General features: G+C 71.9%; 23 protein-coding genes. 7 read left to right on the top strand and 16 right to left on the bottom strand.

Annotated elements, in window-relative coordinates; all coding sequences use genetic code 11:
- The first annotated feature begins 1 nt into the window (after position 1).
- The 4 genes from ACZ6R6_RS28255 to ACZ6R6_RS28240 all read left to right on the top strand — a co-directional run bounded on the left by ACZ6R6_RS28255 (position 2) and on the right by ACZ6R6_RS28240 (position 3403).
- Positions 2-451 (top strand): ROK family protein, encoded by a 450-nt coding sequence (locus ACZ6R6_RS28255; RefSeq protein WP_470098267.1) that lies wholly within the window; start codon positions 2-4, stop codon positions 449-451.
- Between the two features lie 396 nt (positions 452-847).
- Entirely contained in the window at positions 848-1540 is a 693-nt protein-coding gene (locus ACZ6R6_RS28250) for a DUF998 domain-containing protein (RefSeq protein ID WP_470098265.1), read from the top strand.
- 47 nt (positions 1541-1587) lie between these two features.
- Positions 1588-1962 carry a YciI family protein gene (locus ACZ6R6_RS28245; protein ID WP_470098263.1) on the top strand — a complete coding sequence of 125 codons (375 nt, stop codon included), beginning with the start codon at positions 1588-1590 and terminating at the stop codon, positions 1960-1962.
- Between the two features lie 181 nt (positions 1963-2143).
- On the top strand, positions 2144-3403 hold the full coding sequence (locus ACZ6R6_RS28240) for an RNA polymerase sigma factor (protein ID WP_470098261.1): 1260 nt from the start codon (positions 2144-2146) through the stop codon (positions 3401-3403).
- Between the two features lie 75 nt (positions 3404-3478).
- Here ACZ6R6_RS28240 and ACZ6R6_RS28235 read toward each other — a convergent pair whose 3' ends face one another.
- The 6 genes from ACZ6R6_RS28235 to ACZ6R6_RS28210 all read right to left on the bottom strand — a co-directional run bounded on the left by ACZ6R6_RS28235 (position 3479) and on the right by ACZ6R6_RS28210 (position 9564).
- Complete coding sequence (locus ACZ6R6_RS28235) at positions 3479-4654, bottom strand: ABC transporter permease (protein WP_470098259.1); 1176 nt, start codon at positions 4652-4654, stop codon at positions 3479-3481.
- 2 nt (positions 4655-4656) lie between these two features.
- Positions 4657-5454 (bottom strand): ABC transporter ATP-binding protein, encoded by a 798-nt coding sequence (locus tag ACZ6R6_RS28230; protein WP_470098257.1) that lies wholly within the window; start codon positions 5452-5454, stop codon positions 4657-4659.
- The gene (locus ACZ6R6_RS28225; RefSeq protein ID WP_470098255.1) at positions 5447-7174 is read right to left on the bottom strand and encodes a peptidoglycan-binding protein; all 1728 of its coding nucleotides are present in this window, start codon (positions 7172-7174) and stop codon (positions 5447-5449) included. Before ACZ6R6_RS28225 ends, ACZ6R6_RS28230 begins: the two co-directional genes overlap by 8 nt.
- 97 nt (positions 7175-7271) lie before the next feature.
- Positions 7272-8165, bottom strand: a complete 894-nt coding sequence (locus ACZ6R6_RS28220; RefSeq protein ID WP_470098253.1) for a hypothetical protein — start codon at positions 8163-8165, stop codon at positions 7272-7274.
- 128 nt (positions 8166-8293) lie between these two features.
- Positions 8294-9217, bottom strand: coding sequence for a hypothetical protein (locus tag ACZ6R6_RS28215; protein ID WP_470098251.1), 924 nt, complete (start codon positions 9215-9217; stop codon positions 8294-8296).
- A gap of 5 nt (positions 9218-9222) precedes the next feature.
- Positions 9223-9564 carry a PadR family transcriptional regulator gene (locus tag ACZ6R6_RS28210; protein WP_470098249.1) on the bottom strand — a complete coding sequence of 114 codons (342 nt, stop codon included), beginning with the start codon at positions 9562-9564 and terminating at the stop codon, positions 9223-9225.
- 124 nt (positions 9565-9688) lie between these two features.
- On the opposite strand from ACZ6R6_RS28210, the gene ilvA reads away from it, so the two are divergent.
- The gene (gene ilvA / locus ACZ6R6_RS28205) at positions 9689-10897 is read left to right on the top strand and encodes a threonine ammonia-lyase (protein ID WP_470098247.1); all 1209 of its coding nucleotides are present in this window, start codon (positions 9689-9691) and stop codon (positions 10895-10897) included.
- A gap of 15 nt (positions 10898-10912) precedes the next feature.
- Here ilvA and ACZ6R6_RS28200 read toward each other — a convergent pair whose 3' ends face one another.
- The 3 genes from ACZ6R6_RS28200 to hppD all read right to left on the bottom strand — a co-directional run bounded on the left by ACZ6R6_RS28200 (position 10913) and on the right by hppD (position 14130).
- Positions 10913-12370, bottom strand: coding sequence for a M1 family metallopeptidase (locus ACZ6R6_RS28200; protein WP_470098245.1), 1458 nt, complete (start codon positions 12368-12370; stop codon positions 10913-10915).
- An 83-nt stretch (positions 12371-12453) separates the two neighbouring features.
- Positions 12454-12879, bottom strand: coding sequence for an RDD family protein (locus ACZ6R6_RS28195; RefSeq protein ID WP_470098243.1), 426 nt, complete (start codon positions 12877-12879; stop codon positions 12454-12456).
- A 141-nt stretch (positions 12880-13020) separates the two neighbouring features.
- Complete coding sequence (hppD, locus tag ACZ6R6_RS28190) at positions 13021-14130, bottom strand: 4-hydroxyphenylpyruvate dioxygenase (protein ID WP_470098241.1); 1110 nt, start codon at positions 14128-14130, stop codon at positions 13021-13023.
- Positions 14131-14232: 102 nt separating this feature from the next.
- Between hppD and ACZ6R6_RS28185 the strand changes: the two genes are divergently transcribed.
- Complete coding sequence (locus ACZ6R6_RS28185; RefSeq protein WP_470098239.1) at positions 14233-14712, top strand: Lrp/AsnC family transcriptional regulator; 480 nt, start codon at positions 14233-14235, stop codon at positions 14710-14712.
- An 84-nt stretch (positions 14713-14796) separates the two neighbouring features.
- On the top strand, positions 14797-17001 hold the full coding sequence (locus ACZ6R6_RS28180) for a transglycosylase domain-containing protein (protein ID WP_470098237.1): 2205 nt from the start codon (positions 14797-14799) through the stop codon (positions 16999-17001).
- A 10-nt stretch (positions 17002-17011) separates the two neighbouring features.
- Here the strand turns inward: ACZ6R6_RS28180 and ACZ6R6_RS28175 are convergent, their stop codons facing one another.
- The 7 genes from ACZ6R6_RS28175 to ACZ6R6_RS28145 form a co-directional block, all read right to left on the bottom strand.
- The gene (locus tag ACZ6R6_RS28175) at positions 17012-19039 is read right to left on the bottom strand and encodes a thioredoxin domain-containing protein (RefSeq protein WP_470098235.1); all 2028 of its coding nucleotides are present in this window, start codon (positions 19037-19039) and stop codon (positions 17012-17014) included.
- 12 nt (positions 19040-19051) lie between these two features.
- Positions 19052-19327 (bottom strand): hypothetical protein, encoded by a 276-nt coding sequence (locus tag ACZ6R6_RS28170; RefSeq protein ID WP_470098233.1) that lies wholly within the window; start codon positions 19325-19327, stop codon positions 19052-19054.
- Positions 19324-19572, bottom strand: coding sequence for a hypothetical protein (locus tag ACZ6R6_RS28165; RefSeq protein WP_470098231.1), 249 nt, complete (start codon positions 19570-19572; stop codon positions 19324-19326). The genes ACZ6R6_RS28170 and ACZ6R6_RS28165 overlap by 4 nt, the downstream gene beginning before the upstream one ends.
- A gap of 83 nt (positions 19573-19655) precedes the next feature.
- Positions 19656-19790 carry a DUF255 domain-containing protein gene (locus ACZ6R6_RS28160; protein WP_470098398.1) on the bottom strand — a complete coding sequence of 45 codons (135 nt, stop codon included), beginning with the start codon at positions 19788-19790 and terminating at the stop codon, positions 19656-19658.
- A gap of 206 nt (positions 19791-19996) precedes the next feature.
- Positions 19997-20935 (bottom strand): nucleoside hydrolase, encoded by a 939-nt coding sequence (locus ACZ6R6_RS28155; protein WP_470098229.1) that lies wholly within the window; start codon positions 20933-20935, stop codon positions 19997-19999.
- Position 20936: 1 nt separating this feature from the next.
- Positions 20937-21686, bottom strand: coding sequence for a glutamine amidotransferase (locus tag ACZ6R6_RS28150; protein WP_470098227.1), 750 nt, complete (start codon positions 21684-21686; stop codon positions 20937-20939).
- Between the two features lie 58 nt (positions 21687-21744).
- Positions 21745-22800 (bottom strand): phosphotriesterase family protein, encoded by a 1056-nt coding sequence (locus ACZ6R6_RS28145; protein WP_470098396.1) that lies wholly within the window; start codon positions 22798-22800, stop codon positions 21745-21747.
- Positions 22801-22804 lie beyond the last annotated feature (4 nt).

Genomic DNA, 22804 nt, shown 5'->3' with positions numbered 1-22804 from the left:
CGTGCCGGCCGGCTCCACGGCCGACGGCGCGCTCGCCGGCGTCGGGATCGGCTGCGGCGGCCCGACGGCCTGGCCGGAGGGGGCCGTCTCCCCGCTGAACATGCCGGGGTGGCGGGGTTTCCCGCTGCGGGCCCGGCTCGCCGAGCGCTTCCCCGGCGTGCCGGTGCGCGTCCACAACGACGCCGTCTGCCTGGCCGCCGCCGAGCACTGGCGGGGTGCGGGGCGGGGCAGCGCCAACATGCTCGGCATGGTCGTGTCCACGGGAGTGGGCGGCGGGCTGATCCTGGGCGGCCGGCTGCTGTTCGACCCGCTGGAGGCCACGCTCAGGGAGCACACCCGGATGGAGTTCGCCCGGCGGGTCCGGGTCGTGCCGGCCTCTCTCGGCCAGGACGCGGGCCTGGTCGGCGCCGCGGCCCTGATCCTCGGCGCCGACCGCTACTGGATTCACTGACGGTCGCGTACTGGACCCGCTGACGGTCGCGTACCGGACTCACCGACGGTCATGTGCCCACGATCCCGTACGGCCGCGCACCCTTGGCGCGCCCCGCCGTACGGGGCCGGGCTCCGCGGGACGCCGCCCGTCCAGCGCGCCCGGCCGTACCGCCGCCACGCCGTACCGGCGGCGGCTTCAGGGGCGGACGGACCTCGCCGGCATCCTCCAGGCTCCGGAGCCGCCCAGGACGCGAGGTCGTCACCGACCTCCGGCTCCGACCTGTGAAAACAAGCGCCTCAAAGAATCTTGAAAAAGATTCGGCGGACCTGTCGAATCGGCGTGGTGCCGTTCGAAGCGTAGTCAAAGGGCCGAGAGGAACCCGACAACCAGCCCCAGACTCGATAGGAGAAGGCCATGACCCAGCAGATGACCAGGAACGCGAACCCGGTGACCTGCGACCCGCGGACGAGCGTCACCAGGTCGCTCCTGGGCTACGGCGTCATCGCCGGGCCGGTCTACATCGTGGTTTCCCTGGCCCAGGCGCTGAGCCGGGACGGGTTCGACCTCGCCCGCCACCAGTGGAGCCTGCTCGCCAACGGCGGCCTCGGCTGGATACAGATCACCAACTTGATCGTCGCCGCGCTGACGACCCTCGCCTGCGCGGCCGGCCTGCGCCGGGCTCTGACCCCGGGACGCGGCGCGACCTGGACCCCCCGGCTCGTCGGCGCGTACGGCGTGAGCCTGATCGGCGCGGGAATCTTCCGGGCGGACCCGGCGATGGGCTTTCCTGCGGGGACGCCGGAGGGGCCGGGGGCGATCAGCTGGCATGGGATGCTCCACTTCGCCTGCGGCGCCGTCGGCTTCCTCTGCCTGATCGCGGCCTGCTTCGTCATCGGCCACCGGTTCGCCGCCGCGGGCCGTACGGGATGGGCCGTCTACTCCCGGGTCACCGGCGTGCTGTTCCTCGCGGCCTTCACCGCGGTCGCGACCGGTGCCGGCGCCGTCTGGGCCAACCTGAGCTTCGTCGCGGGAGTCGTGATCGTCTGGATCTGGCTCTCGGCCCTGTCGCTCCACCTCTACCGGCACACCACGCCCAAGCGCGTCTGAACCCACCCACCACACCATCCAGGAAACGAGATCGAGGGAGACCCACGATGCGATACATGATCATCCTCAAGGTCACCGCCCAGCCCGCCACTCCGCCGCCCGCCGAGCTGATGGAGGCCATCGCCAAGCTCGGCGAGGAGGCCACCAAGGCCGGCGCCCTGCTCGACACCGCCGGGCTGGCCCCGAGCGCCCAAGGCGCCCGGGTCGAGCTCACCGGGGGAAAGCTGAGCGTCACGGACGGCCCGTTCGCCGAGGCGAAGGAACTGGTCAGCTACGCCCTCTACCAGGTCCGATCGAAGGAGGAGGCCATCGAGTGGACCTCCCGCTTCCTGAAGATCCACCGTGACCACTGGGAGGGCTGGGAGGGGGAGGCTGAGGTCCTCCGCGTCTTCGGTCCCGAGGATTTCGCCGCCCCCGCGTAGCCCCACCGCCAGCCGTGATCTGCGGCACATCGTGACAGCGCCCCCGGCCGGGACCCCCACCAGGGTCCTTGCCGGGGGCGCGCGCATTTGCGGGCACCCTCATCCCAGCCGGTCACTTGTTCGGATGCATGTCAGGATGAAAGGTGCCGCGGGCGGGGATGAGGTGCTTGGATCGGTGGCCATGACGGTTGGAGATCCTCATCGAGTGGTCGAGGCGGTCTGGCGGATCGAGTCCGCTCGGGTGATCGCGGGACTTGCCCGGATGCTGCACGACGTCGGCCTGGCCGAGGAGCTGGCGCAGGATGCCCTGGTCATCGCGCTGGAGCAGTGGCCGGAGTCGGGCGTTCCGGATAATCCCGGCGCATGGCTCATGCTCACCGCCAAGCACCGGGCGATCGACCTGCTGCGCCGCAGGACCCGGTACGAGCAGAAGCTCCAAGAGGTCGGCCGGGACATGGAGATCCGCCAGGAGTCGACCGAGGCCGAGCTGGACGACGCCCTCGACGACCACATCGGCGACGACGTGCTGCGCCTGCTCTTCACGGCCTGCCACCCCGTGGTGTCCACCGAAGGTCGCCTGGCGCTCACCCTCCGCCTGCTCGGCGGCCTGACGACGGAGGAGATCGCGCGGGCCTTCCTCGTGCCTGAACCGACCGTCGGACAGCGGATCGTCCGGGCCAAGCGCGCACTCGTCGACAAGCGAGTACGGATCGAGATGCCCGCGCCGGCTGAGCTGGCCGGGCGGCTCTCGTCGGTCCTGGAGGTCGTCTATCTCATCTTCAACGAGGGCTATTCGGCGACCGCCGGCGACGACTGGATGCGCCCTTCGCTCTGCGAGGAGGCGCTGCGCCTGGGCCGGATCCTGGCGGGCCTCATGCCGAAGGAGGCCGAGGCACACGGCCTCGTCGCCCTGATGGAGATCCAGGCGTCCCGCACCCGTGCGAGGACGGGCCCGAGCGGTGAGCCGGTCCTGCTCCTCGACCAGGACCGGGGGCTGTGGGACCGGCTGCTCATCCGCCGCGGGCTGGACGCGCTCGGACGCGCCGAGGCGCTCGGCACGCTCGGCCCGTACGGCCTGCAGGCCGCAATCGCGGCCTGCCACGCCCGCGCGCTGTCGGCCGAGGATACGGACTGGGAGCGGATGGCCGCCCTCTACCGGCTGCTCGCCCACGTCGCCCCTTCCCCCGTCGTGGAGCTGAACCGCGCGGTCGCGGTGGGCATGGCGTACGGCCCGGCGCGGGGCCTGGAGATCGTGGACGGGCTGATGGCCGAGCGCGCGCTCAGGGACTATCCGCAGTTGCCCGCCGTACGGGGTGAACTGCTCGCGAGGCTGGGCCGCCTCGACGAGTCGCGCGAGGAGTTCGGACGCGCCGCCGCGCTCACCCGCAACGAGCGCGAGCGGACCCTTTTCCTCGCCCGCGCGGCCGCCGCCGGCGGGTGAGCGGTCCAGCGCGGTGAAGCGCGGGCGGGTGGCGTACCGGGACCCGGTCACCCGGGTCCGCGATCGTCGCCGGACTCAGCGCAGGGCGTCCACGGGCTCCATGCGGGCGGCCCGCAGGGACGGGTAGAGGCCCGCGAGGAGACCCACGAGGGCGCCGGCGAGGGGGGCCGCCAGCGCCAGGCGGGCGTCCAGGACGGGGGTCCACTGCTTGGCGGCCGAGATGGCGACGACGGCGACCAGGCCGAGGCCGGCGCCGATCACGCCGCCCGTCATGCCGATCAGCGTGGACTCCAGCAGGAACTGGGCGGCGATGTGGCGGCGGGCGGCGCCCAGGGAGCGGCGCAGGCCGATCTCGGCGACGCGCTCCATCACGGTGACCAGGGTGACGTTGGCGATGCCGACCGCGCCGACCACCAGGGACACCAGGCCGAGGATCAGGAACAGGCCGTTGACGTCGTCCTGGACGCCGTCGCGGGCGCGTTTGGGGCTGGGCGGGGCGACCAGCTGGAGTTCGTCGGGATGGTTGGGGCTCAGCGCGACCGGTGCCTGGCCGGCGATCAGCTCGGCGGCTCCGAGGGTGGTGTTGACCAGGACCCGGGTGACGTTCCTCAGGCCGAAGTCGGCGCCGATCGTGGGCGGCACGACCACGGCGGTGGACAGGATCTGCTCCCGGCGCAGGTCTCCCAGGATGCCGATCACCGTGTAGGCGCGGTCCTCGATGAAGACGGCGGGGGCGTTCGTGAGGCGGGTGACGCCGAGCATCCTGGCGGCCTGGTCGCCCAGGACCACCACGCGGTCGCGCCGTTCGATGTGGCCGACGTCGAAGAAGCGGCCCTCGACCATCCGGCCGCGGGCCGCCCGCGGGAGCTCCGGCCCGGTCGCGATCACGGCCAGGGTCTGGCCGGTGACCCTGGTGGGGTCCACCAGGGTGTTGGAGGTGACCTGGAGGTTGGAGCTCTCGTCGGTCTGGGCGAGCGCGGCGGCCGAGGTGACTCCCCGCAGCCGGGCGAGGGAGGCGGGCGCGTCCCAGGTCACCAGGGGGGCGGGCTTGTCGGGGACCTCGACGGTGATCGCGGTGGCGGTCAGCTCGTCGAACCGGCCGACGATCTGGTTGCCGGCGGTGGCGGCGACGCCCAGGGTGATGACGAGGGTGGTGATGCCCAGGACGGTGCCGAGCGTGGTCAGCGCGGAGCGGACGGGGCGGGCGAGCATGCCCGCGAGGGCCTCGGCCCAGAGGTCGCGGATGTCCATGGTCATTCCTCGGTGAGGACGCCGTCGCTGATGCGGACCCGGCGGCCGGCGCGGGCGCTCACCGCGTCCTCGTGAGTGATGACCAGAAGGGTGAGTCCCTGGTCGCGGAGGTCGTCGAAGAGGTCGAGGACCGCCGCGGTGTTGCTGCTGTCGAGGTTGCCGGTGGGCTCGTCGCACAGCAGCAGCGACGGGCCGCCCATCAGGGCGCGGGCGATGGCCACCCGCTGGCGTTCGCCGCCGGACAGCCGGTCGGGCGGGAAATCGAGACGGTGGGTCATCCCGACCTTCTCCAGGGCCTTCTCGGCGCGTGCGCGCCGCCCCCGCCGGCCGTGCCGGCCGGTGACCGCGCTCACCCGGGCGCCCGCCGGGGCGGTTGCCGCCCCCTCACGCTGAGTACGGCCGTCACGGGTGCCCGGGGCACTCCGGTCGCCCCGGACGCTCAAGACGCCTCTCCCGCCTCGGCCGTAGACCTCGGCGAGCATGACGTTCTCCGCCACCGTCCGATGGGCGAGCAGGTGGAACGACTGGTAGACGAACCCGATCTTGCGCCCGCGGAGCCTCGTCCTGGCGCCGTCCTTCAGGGTGGTCGTCTCGATCCCATCCAGCAGGTAGGAGCCCGAGGTGGGCCGGTCCAGCAGACCCAACGTGTTGAGCAGGGTGGACTTCCCGGACCCCGAGGGGCCCACGATGGCCATGTAGTCCCCCTGCTCAACACGCAGGCTGATCTTGGAGAGCGCGAGCACGGGCGGCTCCGTGGGGAAGACCCGGCTGACGCCGTCCAGGCGGATGACGTCAGGCATCGCCGCTCACCACCACCCGGTCGCCCTCCTTCAGGGCGTCCGGCCTCACGGGCCGCACCTCGACGTCGCCGTCGGCGGTGAGGCCGGTCCTGATCTCGACGTCGCGGACCTCGTCGCCGCCGCCGGGCACCTCCACCTGGACCCGCGGCCGGCCGTCGGCCGAGGTGACGACCGCGGCCACCGGCACGGTGAGCACGGCGCCCCCGGTGGCGCCGACGGAGATCTTCACGGTGACCGGCACGCCGACCAGCTCCCGCAGGCCCTTGGTGACCGCGGGGGTGAGCAGCACCGGCACCGAGCCCAGCTTCTCGTCGGAGGTCCCGCCGGTTCCGGACTTCTTCCCCTCATCCTCGGGCGGCTCGGCCGCCTCCCCGGTCGCGCTCAGCACGGCCGGGAACCTGGTGCCGTCGGTGGTCTCCATCGTCGCCTTCATGCCCTTGCGCAGGAGCTTGGCCTCCTTGCTGTCCACCGAGCCGGTCACCGCGAAGGCCGAGCTGGTCACGGTGGCGACCTTGCCCTCCACGGCGTCGCCGGGTTTCACCGACGCCTTGTCCAGCCGGGCGGGGAGCGAGGGGAGGAAGACGATCTCGCCGGGCGGGACGCCGACGCCGTACGTCTTCATGTATTCAGTCAGGATCGCCTTTGCGCTCGCCACGTTCTCGCGGCCGTTGGCGATCTTCAGCCGGAGCGGGGAGTTCCGGCGGGCCTGGCGCAGCGCCTGCTCGGCGGTGACCACGGACTCCCGGGCCAGCCGCACGGCCTTGCGCAGATCCTCGAGGCGTTTCTCCTTGCCGGCCCCCGCCTGCTCCCCGAAGGCGGTGAGTGCCGCCTGGGCGGACTCCAGGTTCTGCTGGGCGTTGGAGACCTTCATCTCCAGCAGCCGCCTGTCGTCCTCGGGCTTGGCGGCGGCGAGGGCCTGCTCGGCGGCCAGCGCCTCCTCCTCGGCGGCCCGTACAGCCCGGCGCAGGTCCTCCAGCTGACGGGTCTCCTCGGCGGTGAGGTCGGCGGAACCCGCCTCCTCCAGCGCGCCCTCGGCGGTTCGCAGGTCCTCGCGGGCGTTGTCGAACTTGAGCTTCAGCGGCATGACGTCACGCCCGGCCTCCAGGGCCTCGCGGTCGGTGAGCAGGGCCTCCTCGGCGGCCTGCACGGCCTGGCGCAGCTGTTCCCTGGTCTGCTTGGCGGCCAGGTCGGGCTCTTGGACCTTGTAGCCCCGCTTGGTGTACCAGCGCTGGACGGCGCCCGTGGTCGCGGGGTCGAAGACGCCGGTGACCGGCGCGCCGGACCCGAGTCGGCGCAGCGCCGTCTGAAGCTGCCTGACGTCGGCGCCGGCGGTGCCCGGCGCGATGGTCCGGTGCATGGGGACCTTGCCGCGCAGGGCGAACACCGGGCGGCCGTTGACCTCCATCAGCACCGAACCCTCAGCGATCCTGCCGGGGCGCGGGGCCCGGGTGACCCGCTGGGCCTCGGCGGTGCCGCCGACCACCCCGGCGAGGGCGACGGGCAGCGGCGAGCCGTACGCCAGGGTGCCGCTCACGGCGACCGTGCTGGTCAGCTTCTTCCGCACGACGGGGGAGGTGATCAGGGACGGCTTGGGGGGCTGCCGCAGCGCGGCCTCGTCGGCGGGGGAGCGCAGCCGGGTGCCGACCGCCCATCCGGTGCCGGCGACCACGACGACCCCGGCCACGATGCCGCTCAGCACCCGGTTCCTCGATCTCACCACGGTCGGTCCACCCGCCTCATCTTCGCCACGGTCGATCCACCCGCCTCACCACACCTCGCCCGTCCCGGCTCACCGCCGCCCGTTCACCCCGCCGGCCTCACCACGGCAGCAGCCCCTCCTTCCGGCCGAACTGGTCCCAGACCTCGTCCCGGAGCTTCACGCTCCTGGGGAAGTACTCGGCGTAGAAGTCCTTGCCGCACTCCAGGTCGTCGAGCGCGGCCTTGATCTCCTTGGCCAGGTACGGCCTGGCCACGTCGGGCGGCGGCCGCAGGGCGTCGATGCCCGTCGCCCCCGACTCCTTGCGCTTGTCCATCACGGCGGTGCGCTGCTTGGCGAACATGTCCCAGCCGCGGGTCTCCATCGCGGTGGGCTTGAGCGAGGTCACCGGGTAGCCCTTGCCCTTGAGGCAGTCGCCGAAGTCCCTGGCCAGCTCGGCCAGCCGGGGGTCGCCGTCGAGCAGGCGCCGGCTGGTCTTGAGGTAGAGGGCATCTGCCCGCTCGTAGAGGTCGTCCTCGGAGGAGATCTTCTTGCCGGTCAGCTTGGCGAACACCGTCACGTAACAGGCGTCGTCAGCGGCGTTCCAGGCATCGAACTGGGTCATGGAGAACGACTCCGCCAGCTTCATGTTGGGGTCGGGAAGGGGCTGGTTGAGGCCTTCCTCGGGGTCGTCGGGATAGGCGAAGACGAAGAAGATCCCGAAGCCGTGCTTCTCGCGATATTCGCGCATCGCCGCGTAGTCGCCGCTCCGCCGCAGCAGGCCGTCCTTGTCGGCCGGCCTCGGTGGGGAGACGTTCGGGATGTACTTGAAGCCTTTCTGTTTCATGCAGTCGGCGCGCATCGCCTCCGCCTGGCGGCGCTTGCCGAGCGGATCGGCGGGCGCGGACGCCTTGCCGCCGGCGGGCGCGGCGGACGGCGCCGCCCCCGCGCCGCAGCCGGTGAGCACGGCCAGGGCCAGGGCGGCCGCGGGCATGGCGGTGAGAACTCGTGACATCGGGTGACCCCGTTCTGATGTGCGGGCATGCTCGTGAGGGGCAGTGGCGCCGCCCACGGTGAGAGAACTTCCAGGAGGAAGGGCTGAGAGCCGGGAAGAGCCGAGGAGTCAGGAGGGCCGAGCGGCCGTCACAGGGGGACGTGCCGTTTCGCGTGGTACGGCATGGCCGCGGCGGACGCGGTGAGGAGGATCAGCACGGCCAGATGGGCCAGGTCCCGCTCGGAGTGGCTGCCGAGGTTCTCGGCGTACACCGCCAGCACCGGCAGCAGGTAGATGCCGGCGGCCGTCGCCCAGCGCAGGTCCTGTGCCACGTGACCGGCCCGGACGGCGAGCAGGAGCACCCCGATCTCCAGCCCGACCCTGGCCATGGCGTGCGACCCGCCGGCCGCGGGGAAGTCCAGCCCCGCCGGGTCGGCGCCGGCGAGCAGCGGGACCGCCGGCAGCCAGAACCAGGAGCGTCTGCCGAGCCGTCCCCCGTGGGCGGCCAGCACCAGCAGGCCGAGGACGGCCAGCGCGTAGCCGATCATCGGTGCCACCGGGCCACCGCCTCCGTAGAGCGCTCCGGCGTCCCAGAACCGGTCGGGGTCGACGGGCAGCAGGGTCCGGTCCAGCCAGGGCCGGCCCAGCGTGATCGCGCACACCTTCACCGCGACCAGCACCACCACCGGCAGCGCGAGCCGTACCCGGCCACGCATGATCAGCAGGACGGCGAGCGCCGACAGCCCCACCCAGAGCGGGACGGTCGTCGCGTACGGCACCAGCATCGCCAACTGGGCGACCGACAGCGCCAGGACCCCGAGGTGGACCCCGTCGACCCAGGCGGGCCGCGCCGCGGCGTAGATCACCCGCGTCCGCAGTCCGCCGGCGACCAGCGCGGAGGACTCGCGGAGCGAGGGCAGGGTGCGCCCCGGTTCGGCGGTGTCGAGCAGGGTGGCGATGAGCTCGTCGCCGTATCCCGACCGGTAGGCGCGGGGATAGGCCGGCAGCAGCCGCCGGTAGCGCCGCTCCAGAACTCCCGCGCCCGCCCCCGTGGCGGCGCGGTGTTCTGTCACGGCGGTCACGAGAACGCCGATCCCGGGCGCAGGATCCGCCGGGTCACGACCGAGGCGGCCTGCTGCATGCGCAGGGCCTCGGCCGACACCAGGTGCCGGCCCTGGTCGGTGAGCTGGAAATACCTCCTCGGCCGGCCGTCGACGACCTCCTCGCGGTCCACGGCGATCAGGCCGGCGGCGGCCAGCCGGTCGAGCGCGCCATAGAGCGTGCCGACCGGCAGCCTCACCCGGTTCTCCGAGAGCTCCAGGGTCTGCTTGATGATTCCGTGTCCGTGCAGAGGGCCGTCGAGCAGCGAGGCGAGGATGAAGTAGGTCGGCTCGCTGACCGCAGGTGGTCCTTTAGCCATGCGGAGGACCATACTTCGTCGAGCGAAGTATGGTCAACTGTGGCCTTCGGAGGACTTGCCGCGCCTGCCCGGTACGGCCGCGCCGGGCGCGGCCGTACCGGGCGCGGGTGGGAGGATGGCATGCATGTCCCACCCTCAGGTGACCTACGACGACGTGGTCGCCGCCCGTGAGCTCCTGGCCGACGTGGCCCTGCGGACGCCCCTGCTCCACTCGCACGTGCTGTCCGACGCCATCGGCGGGCCGGTCCACCTCAAATGCGAGAACCTGCAGCGCTCCGGGTCGTTCAAGGTGCGCGGAGCCTATGTGAGGATCGCCGGGCTGAGCGAGGGGGAGCGGGCCCGCGGCGTGGTGGCGGCCAGCGCCGGCAACCACGCCCAGGGGGTGGCGCTCGGCTCGGGTCTGGTCGGCGCCAGGGCGACGGTCTACATGCCGGAGGGGGCGCCGCTGCCCAAGGTGGCCGCGACCCGCTCCTACGGCGCCGAGGTCGTCTTCGCCGGCCACACCGTAGACGTCGCGCTGGCCAGCGCCAAGGAGCACGCCGAGCGGACCGGGGCGGTGTTCATCCACCCCTTCGACCACCCGGACGTCATCGCCGGGCAGGGCACGATCGGGCTGGAGATCCTGGAGCAGCTCCCCGAGGTCGGCACCATCGTGATGTCGCTCGGCGGCGGCGGGCTGACCGCCGGGGTCGCGCTCGCGGTCAAGTCGCTCCGGCCGGGCGTGCGGATCGTCGGCGTGCAGGCCGAGCGGGCGGCCGCCTACCCGGCCTCGCTGGCGGCCGGGCGGCCGGTGATGGTCCAGCCCGCCGCCACCATGGCCGACGGCATCGCGGTCGGCCGCCCCGGCGAGCTGCCCTTCGAGCTGATCCACTACCTGGTCGACAGCGTCGTGACGGTCACCGAGAGCGACATCTCCCGGGCGCTGGTGCTCTGCCTCGAACGGGCCAAGCAGGTCGTCGAGCCCGCGGGGGTGGCGGGGGTGGCCGCGATCCTGGCCGAGCCGCAGGTCTTCGAGCCGCCGGTGGTGGCCGTGCTCTCCGGCGGCAACATCGACCCGCTGCTGCTGGCCAAGGTCCTGCGGCACGGCCTGGCAGCGGCGGGACGCTATCTGACCCTGCGGGTGCCGCTGCCCGACCGGCCGGGCGTGCTGGCGCTGCTGCTGACCAAGCTGGGCGGGCTCGGCGCGAACGTGCTCGACATCGTGCACGAGCGGCTCGGCGTGCACCTGGGCGAGGTCGAGGTCCAGCTCCAGCTGGAGACCAAGGGCCCCGCCCACTCCGACGAGGTGCTCGCGTCGCTGCGCAAGGAGGGCTACCGGCTCATCTTCGGCTGACCCGCCGCCGGGCCGTCACCACTCGGTCGGCTTCCCGGCCGTGAACAGCCAGGCCTCGAAGAGGCTGTCGAGCTGCTTGCCGGAGAGCTTCTCGGCCAGCGCCACGAACTCCTCGGTCGTCACGTTCCCGTACTTGTGCTCGGCGGTCCAGGTCTTCAGCAGCTTGAAGAACACCGGGTCGCCGATCCGCTGCCTGAGCGCGTGCAGCGTCATGCCGCCGCGGGTGTAGACCGAGTTGTTGAACAGGTCCTCCGGCTTGGCGCGACCGGGCGGGTATCTCCAGATGGCGGCGGACGGGCCGGCCGCGTAGTGGCCGCGGAAGATCCTCTCGGCGGTGGAGTCACCCTTGTGCTCCGACCACAGCCACTCGGCGTAGGTCGCAAAGCCCTCGTTGAGCCAGAGGTCCTTCCAGCGCCTGATGCTCAGGCTGTCGCCGAACCACTGGTGGGCCAGCTCGTGGGCGATGATGCCCTCGTCCGGGTTGAACCCGCCGTACATGGGCCTGGTCTGGTTCTCCAGCGCGTATCCGGCGGTGAAGTCGTCGATCACGCCGCCGGTGGAGGAGAACGGGTAGGGCCCGAACACCGTGCTCCAGTAGTCGGTGATCTGCCCCGACTGGGTGTAGAGGGTGTCGAGCGCGTCGCGGTAGCGCGGGTCCACCGCCGCCAGGTTGGGGATCCCCGCCGCCGTCTTGCCCTGGCGCAGCTCGAAGCGGCCCATCGTGATGGTGGCCAGATAGCTCGCCATCGGGTGGCTCTCCCGCCAGACGAAGGTCGTCTTGCCGCCGCTGGTCTTCGGCTCGCCGACGAGCTCGCCGTTGGCCAGCACGTTCAGCCCCGCGGGGACGGTGATCTCGAAGTCGTAGAGCGCCTTGTCCGCCGGGTGGTCGTTGCTCGGGAACCAGGTCTTGGCGCCGTTGGGCTGGGCCGTGACGAACGCGCCGTCCTCGGTCGGGATGAACCCGTAGGTGCCCAGGTTGGAGGAGCCGGTGACCGGCTTGGGCTCTCCGGCGTAGGCGACCTCGACGGTGAAGCCGGACCTGCCGCGGATCGGCTCGGCCGGGGCGACGATGAGCTCGTCCTTGACCCGCTCGAACCTGGCGGGACGGCCGTCCACCGTGATCCGGCCGACCTCCAGCCCTCGCAGGTCCAGGTTGAACCTGGACAGGTCCTGGACGGCCCTCGCCTCGATCCCGACCACGCCGGAGAGGCGCTTGGCGGCGGGGTCGTAGGCGAGCTTGAGCCGGTAGCGGTCGACGTCGTAGCCGCCGTTGCCGTCGGTGGGGAAGTCGGGGTCTCCGATCCCGGGGGCGCCGATCGTGCCCGCCGCCCGCGGCGGGGCGGAGCCGAGGGCGCCGGAGGGCGCCGCGCCCTCGGAGCTGACGCTCTCCCCTTGTGACGCCGAACAGGCGACCGAGCCGAGTAAGCCGAGAAGAGTGGCGGTTGCCGCGATAGCCAGCCGACCGGACGCCATGCCCTGAAATCCCCTTTCCGAGCCCGGTCGGACCGGACCACCGAACGGCAGACTACGCCAGACAGGTGCTTGACCTGGGGCGATCAGGCATCTACGACCAATGTCCTGGCGGCGATGTCGTGGATGGCCTGTTTGCGTCGGGTGAAAAGGATGAAGGCGAGGTTGATCCAGCCCAGGCAGCAGGTGGCGTACAGCAGCCACGCCACCAGCTCGCGCACCGCGGCCTGCCCGACCCCGACCCTGCGCCCGCTGTCGTCGACCACGCGCAGGCCGAACAGCTTCTTGCCCAGCGTCTGACCGTTCCAGAAGGCGGTCAGCAGCCAGTAGTAGAGGAAACCGATGAGGGCCGCCAGAAAGGTGTGCTGGACGGGCACCCGGACGAAGATGTCCTTGTCGGTGTCCCAGACGGTGGTGAACGTCTCGTAGGTGAACGGCGAGGAGATCAGGCCGACGATGACGATGTCGAGGACGCCCGCGATCAGGCGGCGCCATCGCCCGCCGAGTCTCACGGGCGCCGGCCCGCCGCCGGGACCCCGCCCGGGGGGCGGGGCGGACCAGGGGGCTGATCCAGAGTCGTCCGGCGGCGGCGGTGGCGGTGGTCCCATGACCCTGTGATCACCAGGGACTCACCTCGGCAAAGCCAAGAGCCGTTACAGGTTGCCCCTGAGGTCCTGCTCGCGCTCGATCGCCTCGAAGAGCGCCTTGAAGTTGCCCTTGCCGAAGCCGAGCGAGCCGTGCCGCTCGATGAGCTCGAAGAACACCGTCGGGCGGTCCTGCACCGGCTTGGTGAAGATCTGCAGCAGGTAGCCGTCCTCGTCGCGGTCGACCAGGATCCTGCGCTTCTTCAGCTCGTCGATCGGGGCGCGGACCTGGCCGATGCGGGCGCGCAGCTCCGGGTCGTCGTAGTAGGAGTCGGGCGTGTCGAGGAACTGCACCCCGGCCGCGCGCATGTGGTCGACGGTGCTGAGGATGTCGTTGGTGGCCAGCGCGACGTGCTGGACGCCCGGGCCGCCGTAGAACTCCAGATACTCGTCGATCTGCGACTTCTTCTTGGAGATCGCCGGCTCGTTGAGCGGGAACTTCACCTTGCGGGTGCCGTCGGCGACCACCTTGGACATCAGGGCCGAGTATTCGGTGGCGATGTCGTCGCCGACGAACTCCGCCATGTTGGTGAAGCCCATGACCCGCTTGTAGAACTCCACCCACTCGTCCATCTTGCCGAGCTCGACGTTGCCGACGCAGTGGTCGACGGCCTGGAACAGGCGGCCGTTCTTCACGTCGGGGGCCGCGACGATGGGCTCCGCGGCGGCGTAGCCGGGCAGGTAGGGGCCGCTGTAGTTGGACCGGTCGACCAGGGTGTGCCGGGTCTCGCCGTAGGTGGCGATCGCCGCGAGCACGACCTTGCCGTGGTCGTCCTCCAGCGTGTACGGCTCGGCCAGGCCCTGGGCGCCCTGGGCCAGCGCGTGGGCGTAGGCCGCCTCCACGTCCGGGACCTCGATGGCCAGGTCGATCACGCCGTCGCCGTGCTCGGCCACGTGACGGGCGACGCCGGTGCCGGGCCGCACCGCGCCGCGGAACTCGAACCGGGCGCTGCCGGAGGTGAGGACATAGGCCACCTCGTCACGGCTGCCGTTCTCCGGACCCCGGTAGGCCACCAGCTTCATACCGAAGGCGCTGGAGTAGTAGTGGGCGGCCTGCTTGGCGTTGCCGACGGCGAAGACCACCGCGTCCATACCGTTCACGGGAAAGTTGTCGCTCATACGCACACCCTCTGTATTGATGGGCTGGTTGTGCAACAGTCACTTGAATTAGTGGACAATTTGTATATCTGTCCGCCTGTTCCACCGGAGTGCCTGTACATCATGACGATTGATCAACTCGACGCCCGGCTCATCGCCCTGCTGGCGGGGGAGCCCAAGCTCGGCGTGCTGGAGTGCTCCCGGCGGCTGGGCGTCGCCAGGGGCACCGTGCAGGCCCGTCTCGACCGGCTGGCCGCCCGGGGTGTGATCACCGGCTTCGGCCCCGACATCGCCCCCGCCGCGCTCGGCTACGACGTGACCGCGTTCGTCACTTTGCAGATCCGTCAGGTCAGCGGGCACGACCCGGTCGCCGACCAGCTCGCGGCGATCCCCCAGGTGCTGGAGGTGCACACGATCACCGGCGGCGACGACATGCACTGCCGCGTGGTGGCGCGCAGCAATGCCGATCTGCAGAGGGTCATCGACCTGATTGTTGACGTTCGCGGGGTGGTCCGGACCTCGTCGGTGATCGCGCTGGACACACCCGTGCCATACCGGGTCCTTCCTTTGGTGGCCGATGTACCGCGCCAGGGGAAGAGCTAGCCGTACTATCCCAAGCGGGGTTCAGACACCGTTATCCATCGTTTACCCTTACGGTCCGCACTGCTCACGGGGGGTGAATGCGGAGTGGATGGGGGTTCGGGCGTGCTGAAGGGCCGGGAGAGAGGCCAGGAGAAGGGGCAGGAGAGGGGCGGTCCGCGGCGGAGAGTCCTGCGGATCGCGCTCGTCGTCGCCGGCGCCGCCGTGCTCTCGATGATCGGCCTCCTCGGGGTGGCGTGGGTCATGACGCCGATCCCGGACAGCACGCAGCCCAGGGCCACCGCGCAGGGTTCGGTGATCTACTATCGCGACGGCAAGACCGTGCTGGCCAAGCAGGGCGTGAACCGCAGGAGCGTCGCCCTGTCGCAGATACCCGAGAGCGTCAGGGACGCGGTCATCGCCGCGGAGAACCGGTCCTTCTACGAGGACAAGGGCGTCTCCCTCAAGGGCACCTTCCGCGCCATGTGGTCCACGGTCACCGGCCAGCAGCTCCAGGGCGGCTCGACGATCACCCAGCAGATGGTCCGCAACTACTACAGCGGCCTCAGCCAGGAGCGCTCCGTCGCCCGCAAGCTCAAGGAGGTCCTGATCTCCCTGAAGGTGGACCAGTCGAAGTCGAAGGACTGGGTGCTGGAGCAGTATCTCAACACGATCTACTTCGGCCGGGGGGCCGACGGGATCCAGGCGGCGGCCGACGCCTACTTCCGCAAGGACGTCGGCAGGCTGACCGTCGCGGAGGGCGCCTACCTCGCCGCGGTGATCCAGCAGCCGTCCCGCTTCGCCGACCCCCGGGGCACCGACCTGGAGGCGGCCAGGGCGCGCTGGCAGTCGGTGATCGACGGCATGGTGCAGACCGGGGCCCTGACCCCCGAGCAGGCCGCCGCCACCGCCTTCCCCACCCTCAAGAAGCCCAGGGCGATCTTCGCGCCCAAGGGCCAGGAGGGCTACATGCTCGACCAGGTGACGGCCGAGCTCAAGCGCATGGGATACACCGACGAGGCCATCAACCAGGGTGGCCTGAAGATCGTCTCGACCTTCGACAAGGGGCTGATGGCCGCCGCCGGGCGGGCCGTCACCTCGGTCCTGCCCGAGGGCACCTCGGCCAAGGTCCGCACCGGCCTGGCCGCCGTCGACCCCGCCACCGGCGAGGTCGTGGCCTTCTACGGCGGGCCCAGCTACGAGGCCAACAAGTTCGACAACTCCTTCTCGGCCAAGGTGCAGGCCGGATCCACGTTCAAGGCGTACGCGCTCGCGGCCGCCCTGAACAACGGCTTCGGCCTCGACACCCGCGTGGACGGCAACTCGCCCCTGCACGTCACCTCGGGCGACAGGGGCATCCCCAACTCGGGCAACTACTCCTACGGCCAGGTCAACCTGGTCAAGGCGACCCAGAGCTCGGTCAACACCGCCTTCGTGGACCTCGGGCAGCGGGTCGGGCTGGACAAGATCGCCAAGGTCGCCAAGGACGCGGGCATCCCCGCCGACCAGCTCGCCCGCCAGGAGGGCTTTCCCACACTGCCGCTGGGGACGGCGTCGGTGAGCGCGGTGCAGAACGCCTCCGGCTTCGCCACGTTCGCCGCCGGGGGCGTCCACCGCGACGCCCACGTGATCCGGTCGGTCACCGACGCCAAGGGCAGGACCACCAAGATCAAGGTCAAGGGCGAGCGGGCCTTCACCGAGCAGACCGCCATCGACGCCACCTACGCGCTGACCCAGGTCGTCGAGGCGGGCACCGGCTCGGCCGCCCGCCTCTACGACCGCCCGGTGGCCGGCAAGACCGGCACCACCGACAAGTCGGCGGCCGTGTGGTTCGCCGGGTTCACCCCGCAGCTGGCGGTCGCGGTGGACATGTTCCGTGACGACAACAGGCCGGTGGTCGTCAACGGCAGCGCCCAGTACGGCGGGACCTACCCGGCCCAGATCTGGCGCGCCTTCATGACCGAGGCGATGTCGGGCAAGCCGGTCAAGGAGTTCGCCGAGCCGTCCAACTACGGTTACTCCACCTATGACGGCTACGACGACGGCTATGACGACGGTTACGACTCCGGCAACCGCGACTACGGCGACGGAGACGACTACGACACCGCCACGCCCACACCGCTCCCCGACGGGACGGCCGACCCGTCCCCCGACCAGAGCCAGTCCCCGGACGGGACGGGCGACGGCACCGGTGACGGCGCGGGCGGCGACGGGACCGGAGACGACGGGACCGGTGACGGCACGGACGACGGCGGCACCGGTGACCAGGGGCAGCCCCCCGGCGACGTCTTCGACAGAGCCCCGGGCCGCTAGCGCGGGGCCGTCAGGACGCCAGCTCGGCCCGTAGCCCGGCCGGGGTGGTGACGGGCATCCTGCAGGCGAACCCCCGGCACACGTAGGCCGCCGGGGCGCCGTCGAGCAGGTCCCGGCCCGCGAGGAGCGGCACCTCGGCCGATCCGGGCGCGCCGAGCGCGACGACCAGGCCGGGGGCGGTGGACAGCAGGGCGGTCCGGTGCAGCGCCGAGGTCGCCGGGTCGCCGGGCGGGCCCACGATCGCGGCCTCGACCGGGCCGGAGACGGCGGCCTGGGCCACCGCGAACCCCCACCCGGCGAACCGCGCGTGCTTGTCGGCCAGGAGGGTCACCGGGCCGAGAGCCGCCTCGGCCGCCTCCCGGTGCCTGGCCGAGCCGGTCAGGGCCGCGTAGGACAGCAGCGCCCCGGCGGCGGCGGACTGGCCCGACGGGGTCGCGTTGTCGGTGGGGTCCTGCGGGCGGCGGAACAGCGGCTCGGCGTCGTCGGCGGTGTCGAAGAATCCGCCGGCGCCGTCGGCGAACCGGTCGAGCACGGTCTCCAGCAGTGTCCCGGCCCGGTGGAACCAGCGGACCTCCCCGGTCACGCCGTACAGGGTGAGCAGCCCCTCGGCCAGGTCGGCGTAGTCCTCCAGGACCCCGGCGTTGGCGCCCGCCCGGCCGTCGCGCGAGGTGCGCAGCAGCCGGTCGCCGTCCATGTGCAGCTCATCGAGCAGCACCGCCGCCGCCCGCGCCGCCGCCACCAGGTCGGGCCGGTCGAACAGGGCCCCGGCCTCGGCGAGCGCGGCGATGGTCAGGCCGTTCCAGGCGGCCACCACCTTGTCATCTCTGCCGGGCCGTACCCGGCGGGCCCGCGCGGCCAGCAGCGCGGCGCGGACCCGGGCGGCCCGCTCGGCGTCGTCGGGGTCCGACAGGAGCTGGAGCACCGAGGTGCCGTGTTCGAAGGTGCCGGTCACCTCGTACAGGGCGACCGCCCAGGCGCCGTCCTCCTCACCCAGGACCTCGTGGATCTCCTCGGGGGTCCAGGCGTAGAACCTGCCCTCCACGCCCTCGCTGTCGGCGTCCAGGGCCGAGGCGAAGCCGCCCTCGGGGGTGCGCATCTCGGCCAGCAGCCAGTCGGCCGTCTCCAGGGCCACCCTTCGCCCCAGCGCCGAGCCGGTCAGGCGCCACCAGTGCGCGTAGACCCGCAGCAGCAGCGCGTTGTCGTAGAGCATCTTCTCGAAGTGCGGCACCACCCATCCGGCGTCCACGCTGTAGCGGGCGAAGCCGCCGCCGAGCTGGTCGTAGATGCCGCCCCTGGCCATGGCCTCCAGCGTCCGCCCGGCCATCGCCGTCGCCGCGTCGGCCCCGGGCTCCGTGCCCGCCTCCGGGCCCGGCCGCTCCGGCCCGCCCCCGGTGCGGGGCCGGGCGGCGGCGTAGCGCAGCAGGAACTCCAGCGCCATCGACGGCGGGAACTTGGGCGCCGTGCCGAACCCGCCGCGCACCGGGTCGAAGGAGTCGCCCAGGGCGCGCACGGCGCGGGCCAGCGTGTCCTGTGTGGGCAGCGGGCCCGAGGGCAGCGACGACTGCTCCCGCAGCGCCTCCACGATCTTCGAGCCCTGCTCCAGCACCGCCTCGCGCTCGCCGTTCCAGGCGTTAGACACCCCGGCCAGCAGCCGCTGGAAGTGCGACCTGGGGAAGTAGGTGCCGGTGTAGAAGGGGTGCCCCTCGGGGGTGGCGAAGACCGTCATCGGCCAGCCGCCCTGGCCGGTCATGGCCTGGGTGGCCGTCATGTAGACCGCGTCCACGTCCGGCCGTTCCTCGCGGTCGACCTTCACGTTGACGAAGTTCTCGTTCATCAGCGCGGCGGTGCCCTCGTCCTCGAACGACTCGTGCGCCATCACGTGGCACCAGTGGCACGCCGAGTAGCCCACGCTGATCAGCAACGGCACGTCCCGCCGTCTGGCCTCGGCGAACGCCTCCGCACCCCAAGGCCACCAATCAACCGGGTTGCTGGTGTGCTGGAGGAGGTAGGGAGAAGTCTCACTACCAAGCCTGTTCATAAGATCAGACTCTCACAGGTGTCGGAAGAGGACGACTCGGGTGAGAAGCACCTGCTGGTTCTTCCTGTCAATCCGATATTCCGCGATACCGAGTCCTTCGGGGATGAGGATCTCCCGCCAGTCTGGATCGGCACCGACCTGATCGCTACCGGCGAGCCAAGGATCCTCGCAGATGGCGACCGTGAGCGCGACCAACGTCGAGAAGACGTCCGGCGAGACGGACGGGTCGGCGAGCGTGTCGGCCACGACCTCCGAAGGCACGACCGGCCATAGGTCGTCCTCGCTCACTGGGCGCCGCGCTCCTGTCGTCGGCGTAGGACGTCGTCCATCGAGGTGGTCGGCAGGGTGCCGGCTTCGGCCGCTGCTCGGATCCGGTCACGGTCGGGATCGGTGTCGAGCATCGCGCGGCCCCACCAGGCGCTGAGCACGCTGTCCAGCTCGGGACCTTGCTGGGCTTCCAGGAGCTCGGCGAAGAACTGCGCACGGCGGCTGCCCCGCAGCGCGCTGGAGATGGCGCCGATGGTTCTCGGCACTCGCGGGTGCTCTACTGCGCCACTGTGAACCGGCTGAGCGCTCATGACACCACCTTTCACATCTGCCAGCGTACGACGAGATCTCAACTACTCGCATGAATGTCGTGGCACCGGTGGCGCGCCGAGTAGCCCACGCTGATCAGCAACGGCACGTCCCGCTGTCCGGCCTCGGAGAACGCCTCCGCACCCCACTCGAACCAGGCGACGGGAGGGCGCAGCGGCGGGGCGACGCGGGGCAGGACGGGACAGGCCGGCGGGACGCTCCGGGGCGGCTGCGCGATGGGACGGCTCGGGGCGGCGGGGCGGCACAGGACGGCCTGGGCGGTACGGGGAGGCCCTCACGCCGTACGGCCCCGCTCACCGGCGGATCCGCGGGGGGCGGGGCCGTGAGCGGGGCCGTACGGTCAGGCGGGCGGCCCGGGGGTCACCCGCGGCCGAGGACGTCGATGGCGCCGATCATGAGGTCCCAGAACCGGTCCTTGTCCAGGACGGTGCCCACCTCGGCGTTCGGCTCCCAGTCCATCCGGCCGTGCAGGTCGGCCACGGTGGCGCCCCGGGTGTGGGAGCCGTCCAGCTCGATCCGCAGGCCCACCCGGACCCGGGTGAGGACCGCCGGGTCGATCAGGTAGGCGACGGTGATCGGGTCGTGCAGCGGCGGCGCGGGGAACCCCCAGGCCCTGTGGTAGCTGGAGCCGAAGAAGGTGAGCAGCTCCACGCAGATCCGCGCCAGCGGGGTCCCCAGCGCGCTGATGCGCTCCAGCACGTCGGAGGTGACCAGGGCCTGGTGGCTGACGTTGAGCCCGACCCAGGTGGTCGGGACGCCGCTGCCGAGCACCTCGGCGGCGGCCTCCGGGTCGGCGTGGACGTTGAACTCGGCGTACGGGGTGTGGTTGCCCCGCTCGGTGGAGCCTCCCATGATCACGATCTCGCGGATCCGCTCGCGGTCGCCCGGATGGCGGCGCAGCAGCGTGGCGATGTTGGTCAGCGGTCCGATCGCCACGATCGTGACCGGCTCCTCCGCGGCGGCGAGCGTGTCGTGGATCAGCTCGACGCCGTGGCGCGGGTCGAGCGGCACGTCCGGCTCGCCGAAGGCCGGGCCGTCCAGGCCGCTCTCACCGTGCACGTAGTCGCCGATCTCCAGCGGCGCGACGAGCGGCCGGTCACAGCCCGCCGCCACCGGTACGCCGGTGGCGCCGGCGAGGCCGAGCATCCGCCGCGCGTTCAGCGCGGTCTTCTGCACGGTCTGGTTGCCCGCCACGGTGGCGACCGCGCGCAGGTCGATCGCCGGGTGGGCGACCGCCAGCAGGATGGCGAGGGCGTCGTCGTGCCCCGGGTCGCAGTCGAGGATCACCGGGATCGCCATGTCAGATCTCCTTCGCCAGCCAGCGCACCGCGCGGGTGAAGAGCGTGCGGTAGCCGTCCCAGCCCACGAACTCCTCGGGGCACCAGTGCGGGGCGATGTCCGAGGCCCACGCGAGGGTGCGCCCGGCCTCCGCCTCGCGTACGGCGAGCAGCGGGTCCCCGCCCACCGTGGCCAGCAGCGCGGCGTCCTGAGGGACTTCGAAGCGGTTGTAGCCGAGCAGGTCGGGCCAGGTGGCGGGCAGCCCGGCGACGATGACGTGGCCGGGGTCGGCGACGGCCCCCGGGACGCCCTGGGGGGTCTCCACCCGGTCGTCGTAGGGGGACATCCGGGCGGGGAGCACCCGTTCCACGGCCGTGCCGCGGAAGGCGGCCTTGGCCTCGAACCCCTGGAAGCTCAGGTAGCCGCCCGCCATCGCCAGGCCGCCGCCCTGCTCCACCCAGCGTGCCAGCAGGTCGAGCCGGTTGACCGACTTCCTGCTGTGCAGCCACGTGTCGGGGTGGAGCAGGATGCTGTTGGCGCCGATGTCGGAGAGCACGACCACGTCGTAGGCCGACAGCTCGTCGAGCGTCGCGGGGAACAGCCCCGGCACGTCGTGCGCCGGTAGGTGGTCGACCTCCATGCCGTCGGACACCAGAGCGTCACGCAGCGGCTCGATGCCGGTGTGGTAGGTGGTCGTGGTGAACGAGTCGAAGCCCTTGTAGTGGGTGGACTCGCTGATCCACGACTCGCCGGCGACCAGCACGCGGGTCATACGGATGTCTCCTTCTGTGGGTGTCCGGCCGTCGTACGGCAGGGCGTTCTGTGGGTGTTCAGCCGTCGTGGGGCAGGGCGGCGGACCGCGGATGCCCGTGCGCGGCGGTGAAGAGCTCTCGCGGGTTGGCGACGAGCATCCGGTGGGTGTCCCGCGGGGTCAGCCCGTGGCGGTGCAGCCGCGGGACGAAGTCGGTGAGGATGTGCGCGTAGCCGGCCCCGCCGTACCGGACCAGCATGGTCTTGAGGAAGACGTCCTGGGAGAGCAGCAGCCGGTCACCGAGCCCGGCGCGGACCAGCCAGGCGATGGCCGCGGCGTTCTCCTCGTCGCACGGCGACTGGCCCTCCCCGGGGAACAGATACTCCATGCCGCACATGTCGTACTCCAGGTAGGCGCCGCGGACGGCGAGCGACACCTGGTAGTCGCGGTCGTGCAGGCTGGGGTTCATGTGCGACAGCACCGTGGCCGGCAGCAGCCCGCCCTCCTCGGCGACGACGTCGAGCACCCGGTGGCCGTGCCGTACCCAGCCGGGCAGGTGCACCGAGAGCGGCACGCCGGTGCGGGACTGCGCGCGGGCGGCGCCGCGGAGCACCTTCTCCTCGGCCGGGGTGAAGTCCGCCGAGATCCCGATCTCGCCGATCACCCCCGCGCGCACCCCGTCCACGCCCTCGGTCAGGTCCCGCTCGATCTCGGCGGCGACGTCGTCGGCGCTCATCTCGCGTACCCGGGCCGGATGGGTGCGCTCCAGGTAGAAGCCGCAGCCCATCACGATGTTCAGACCGCCGGCGCGGGCGATCCGGGCCAGCTCGCCGGGGGCGCGGCCGATGCCGTCGGGGGTCACCTCCAGCAGGGTCCGGCCGCCGCGGGCGGCGAACCGGGCCACCTCCTCGATCGCGACCTCGGTGTCGTCGAGTGAGACGTTGTCGCGGGAGAGGTAGGGGTCGTGCCGCAGCCGGCCGAGGAAGTCCATCCGCAGCCGGGAGCCGGCGATCAGCTCCCCCTCGGCGTCTCCGGCCGGGGCCGGGTGCCAGGCGCTGGCGCCGTCGTTGCGCAGGTGCTCGTGGCAGAGCGTGACGCCGAGCTCGGCGACGGGCACCGGGCCGAGCACCGTCATCGCG

The sequence above is a fragment of the Streptosporangium sp. NPDC048886 genome (genome assembly GCF_055586905.1).
The sequence above is the reverse complement of the archived record's forward strand: the minus strand, read 5'-3'. Positions and strand labels throughout refer to the sequence as shown.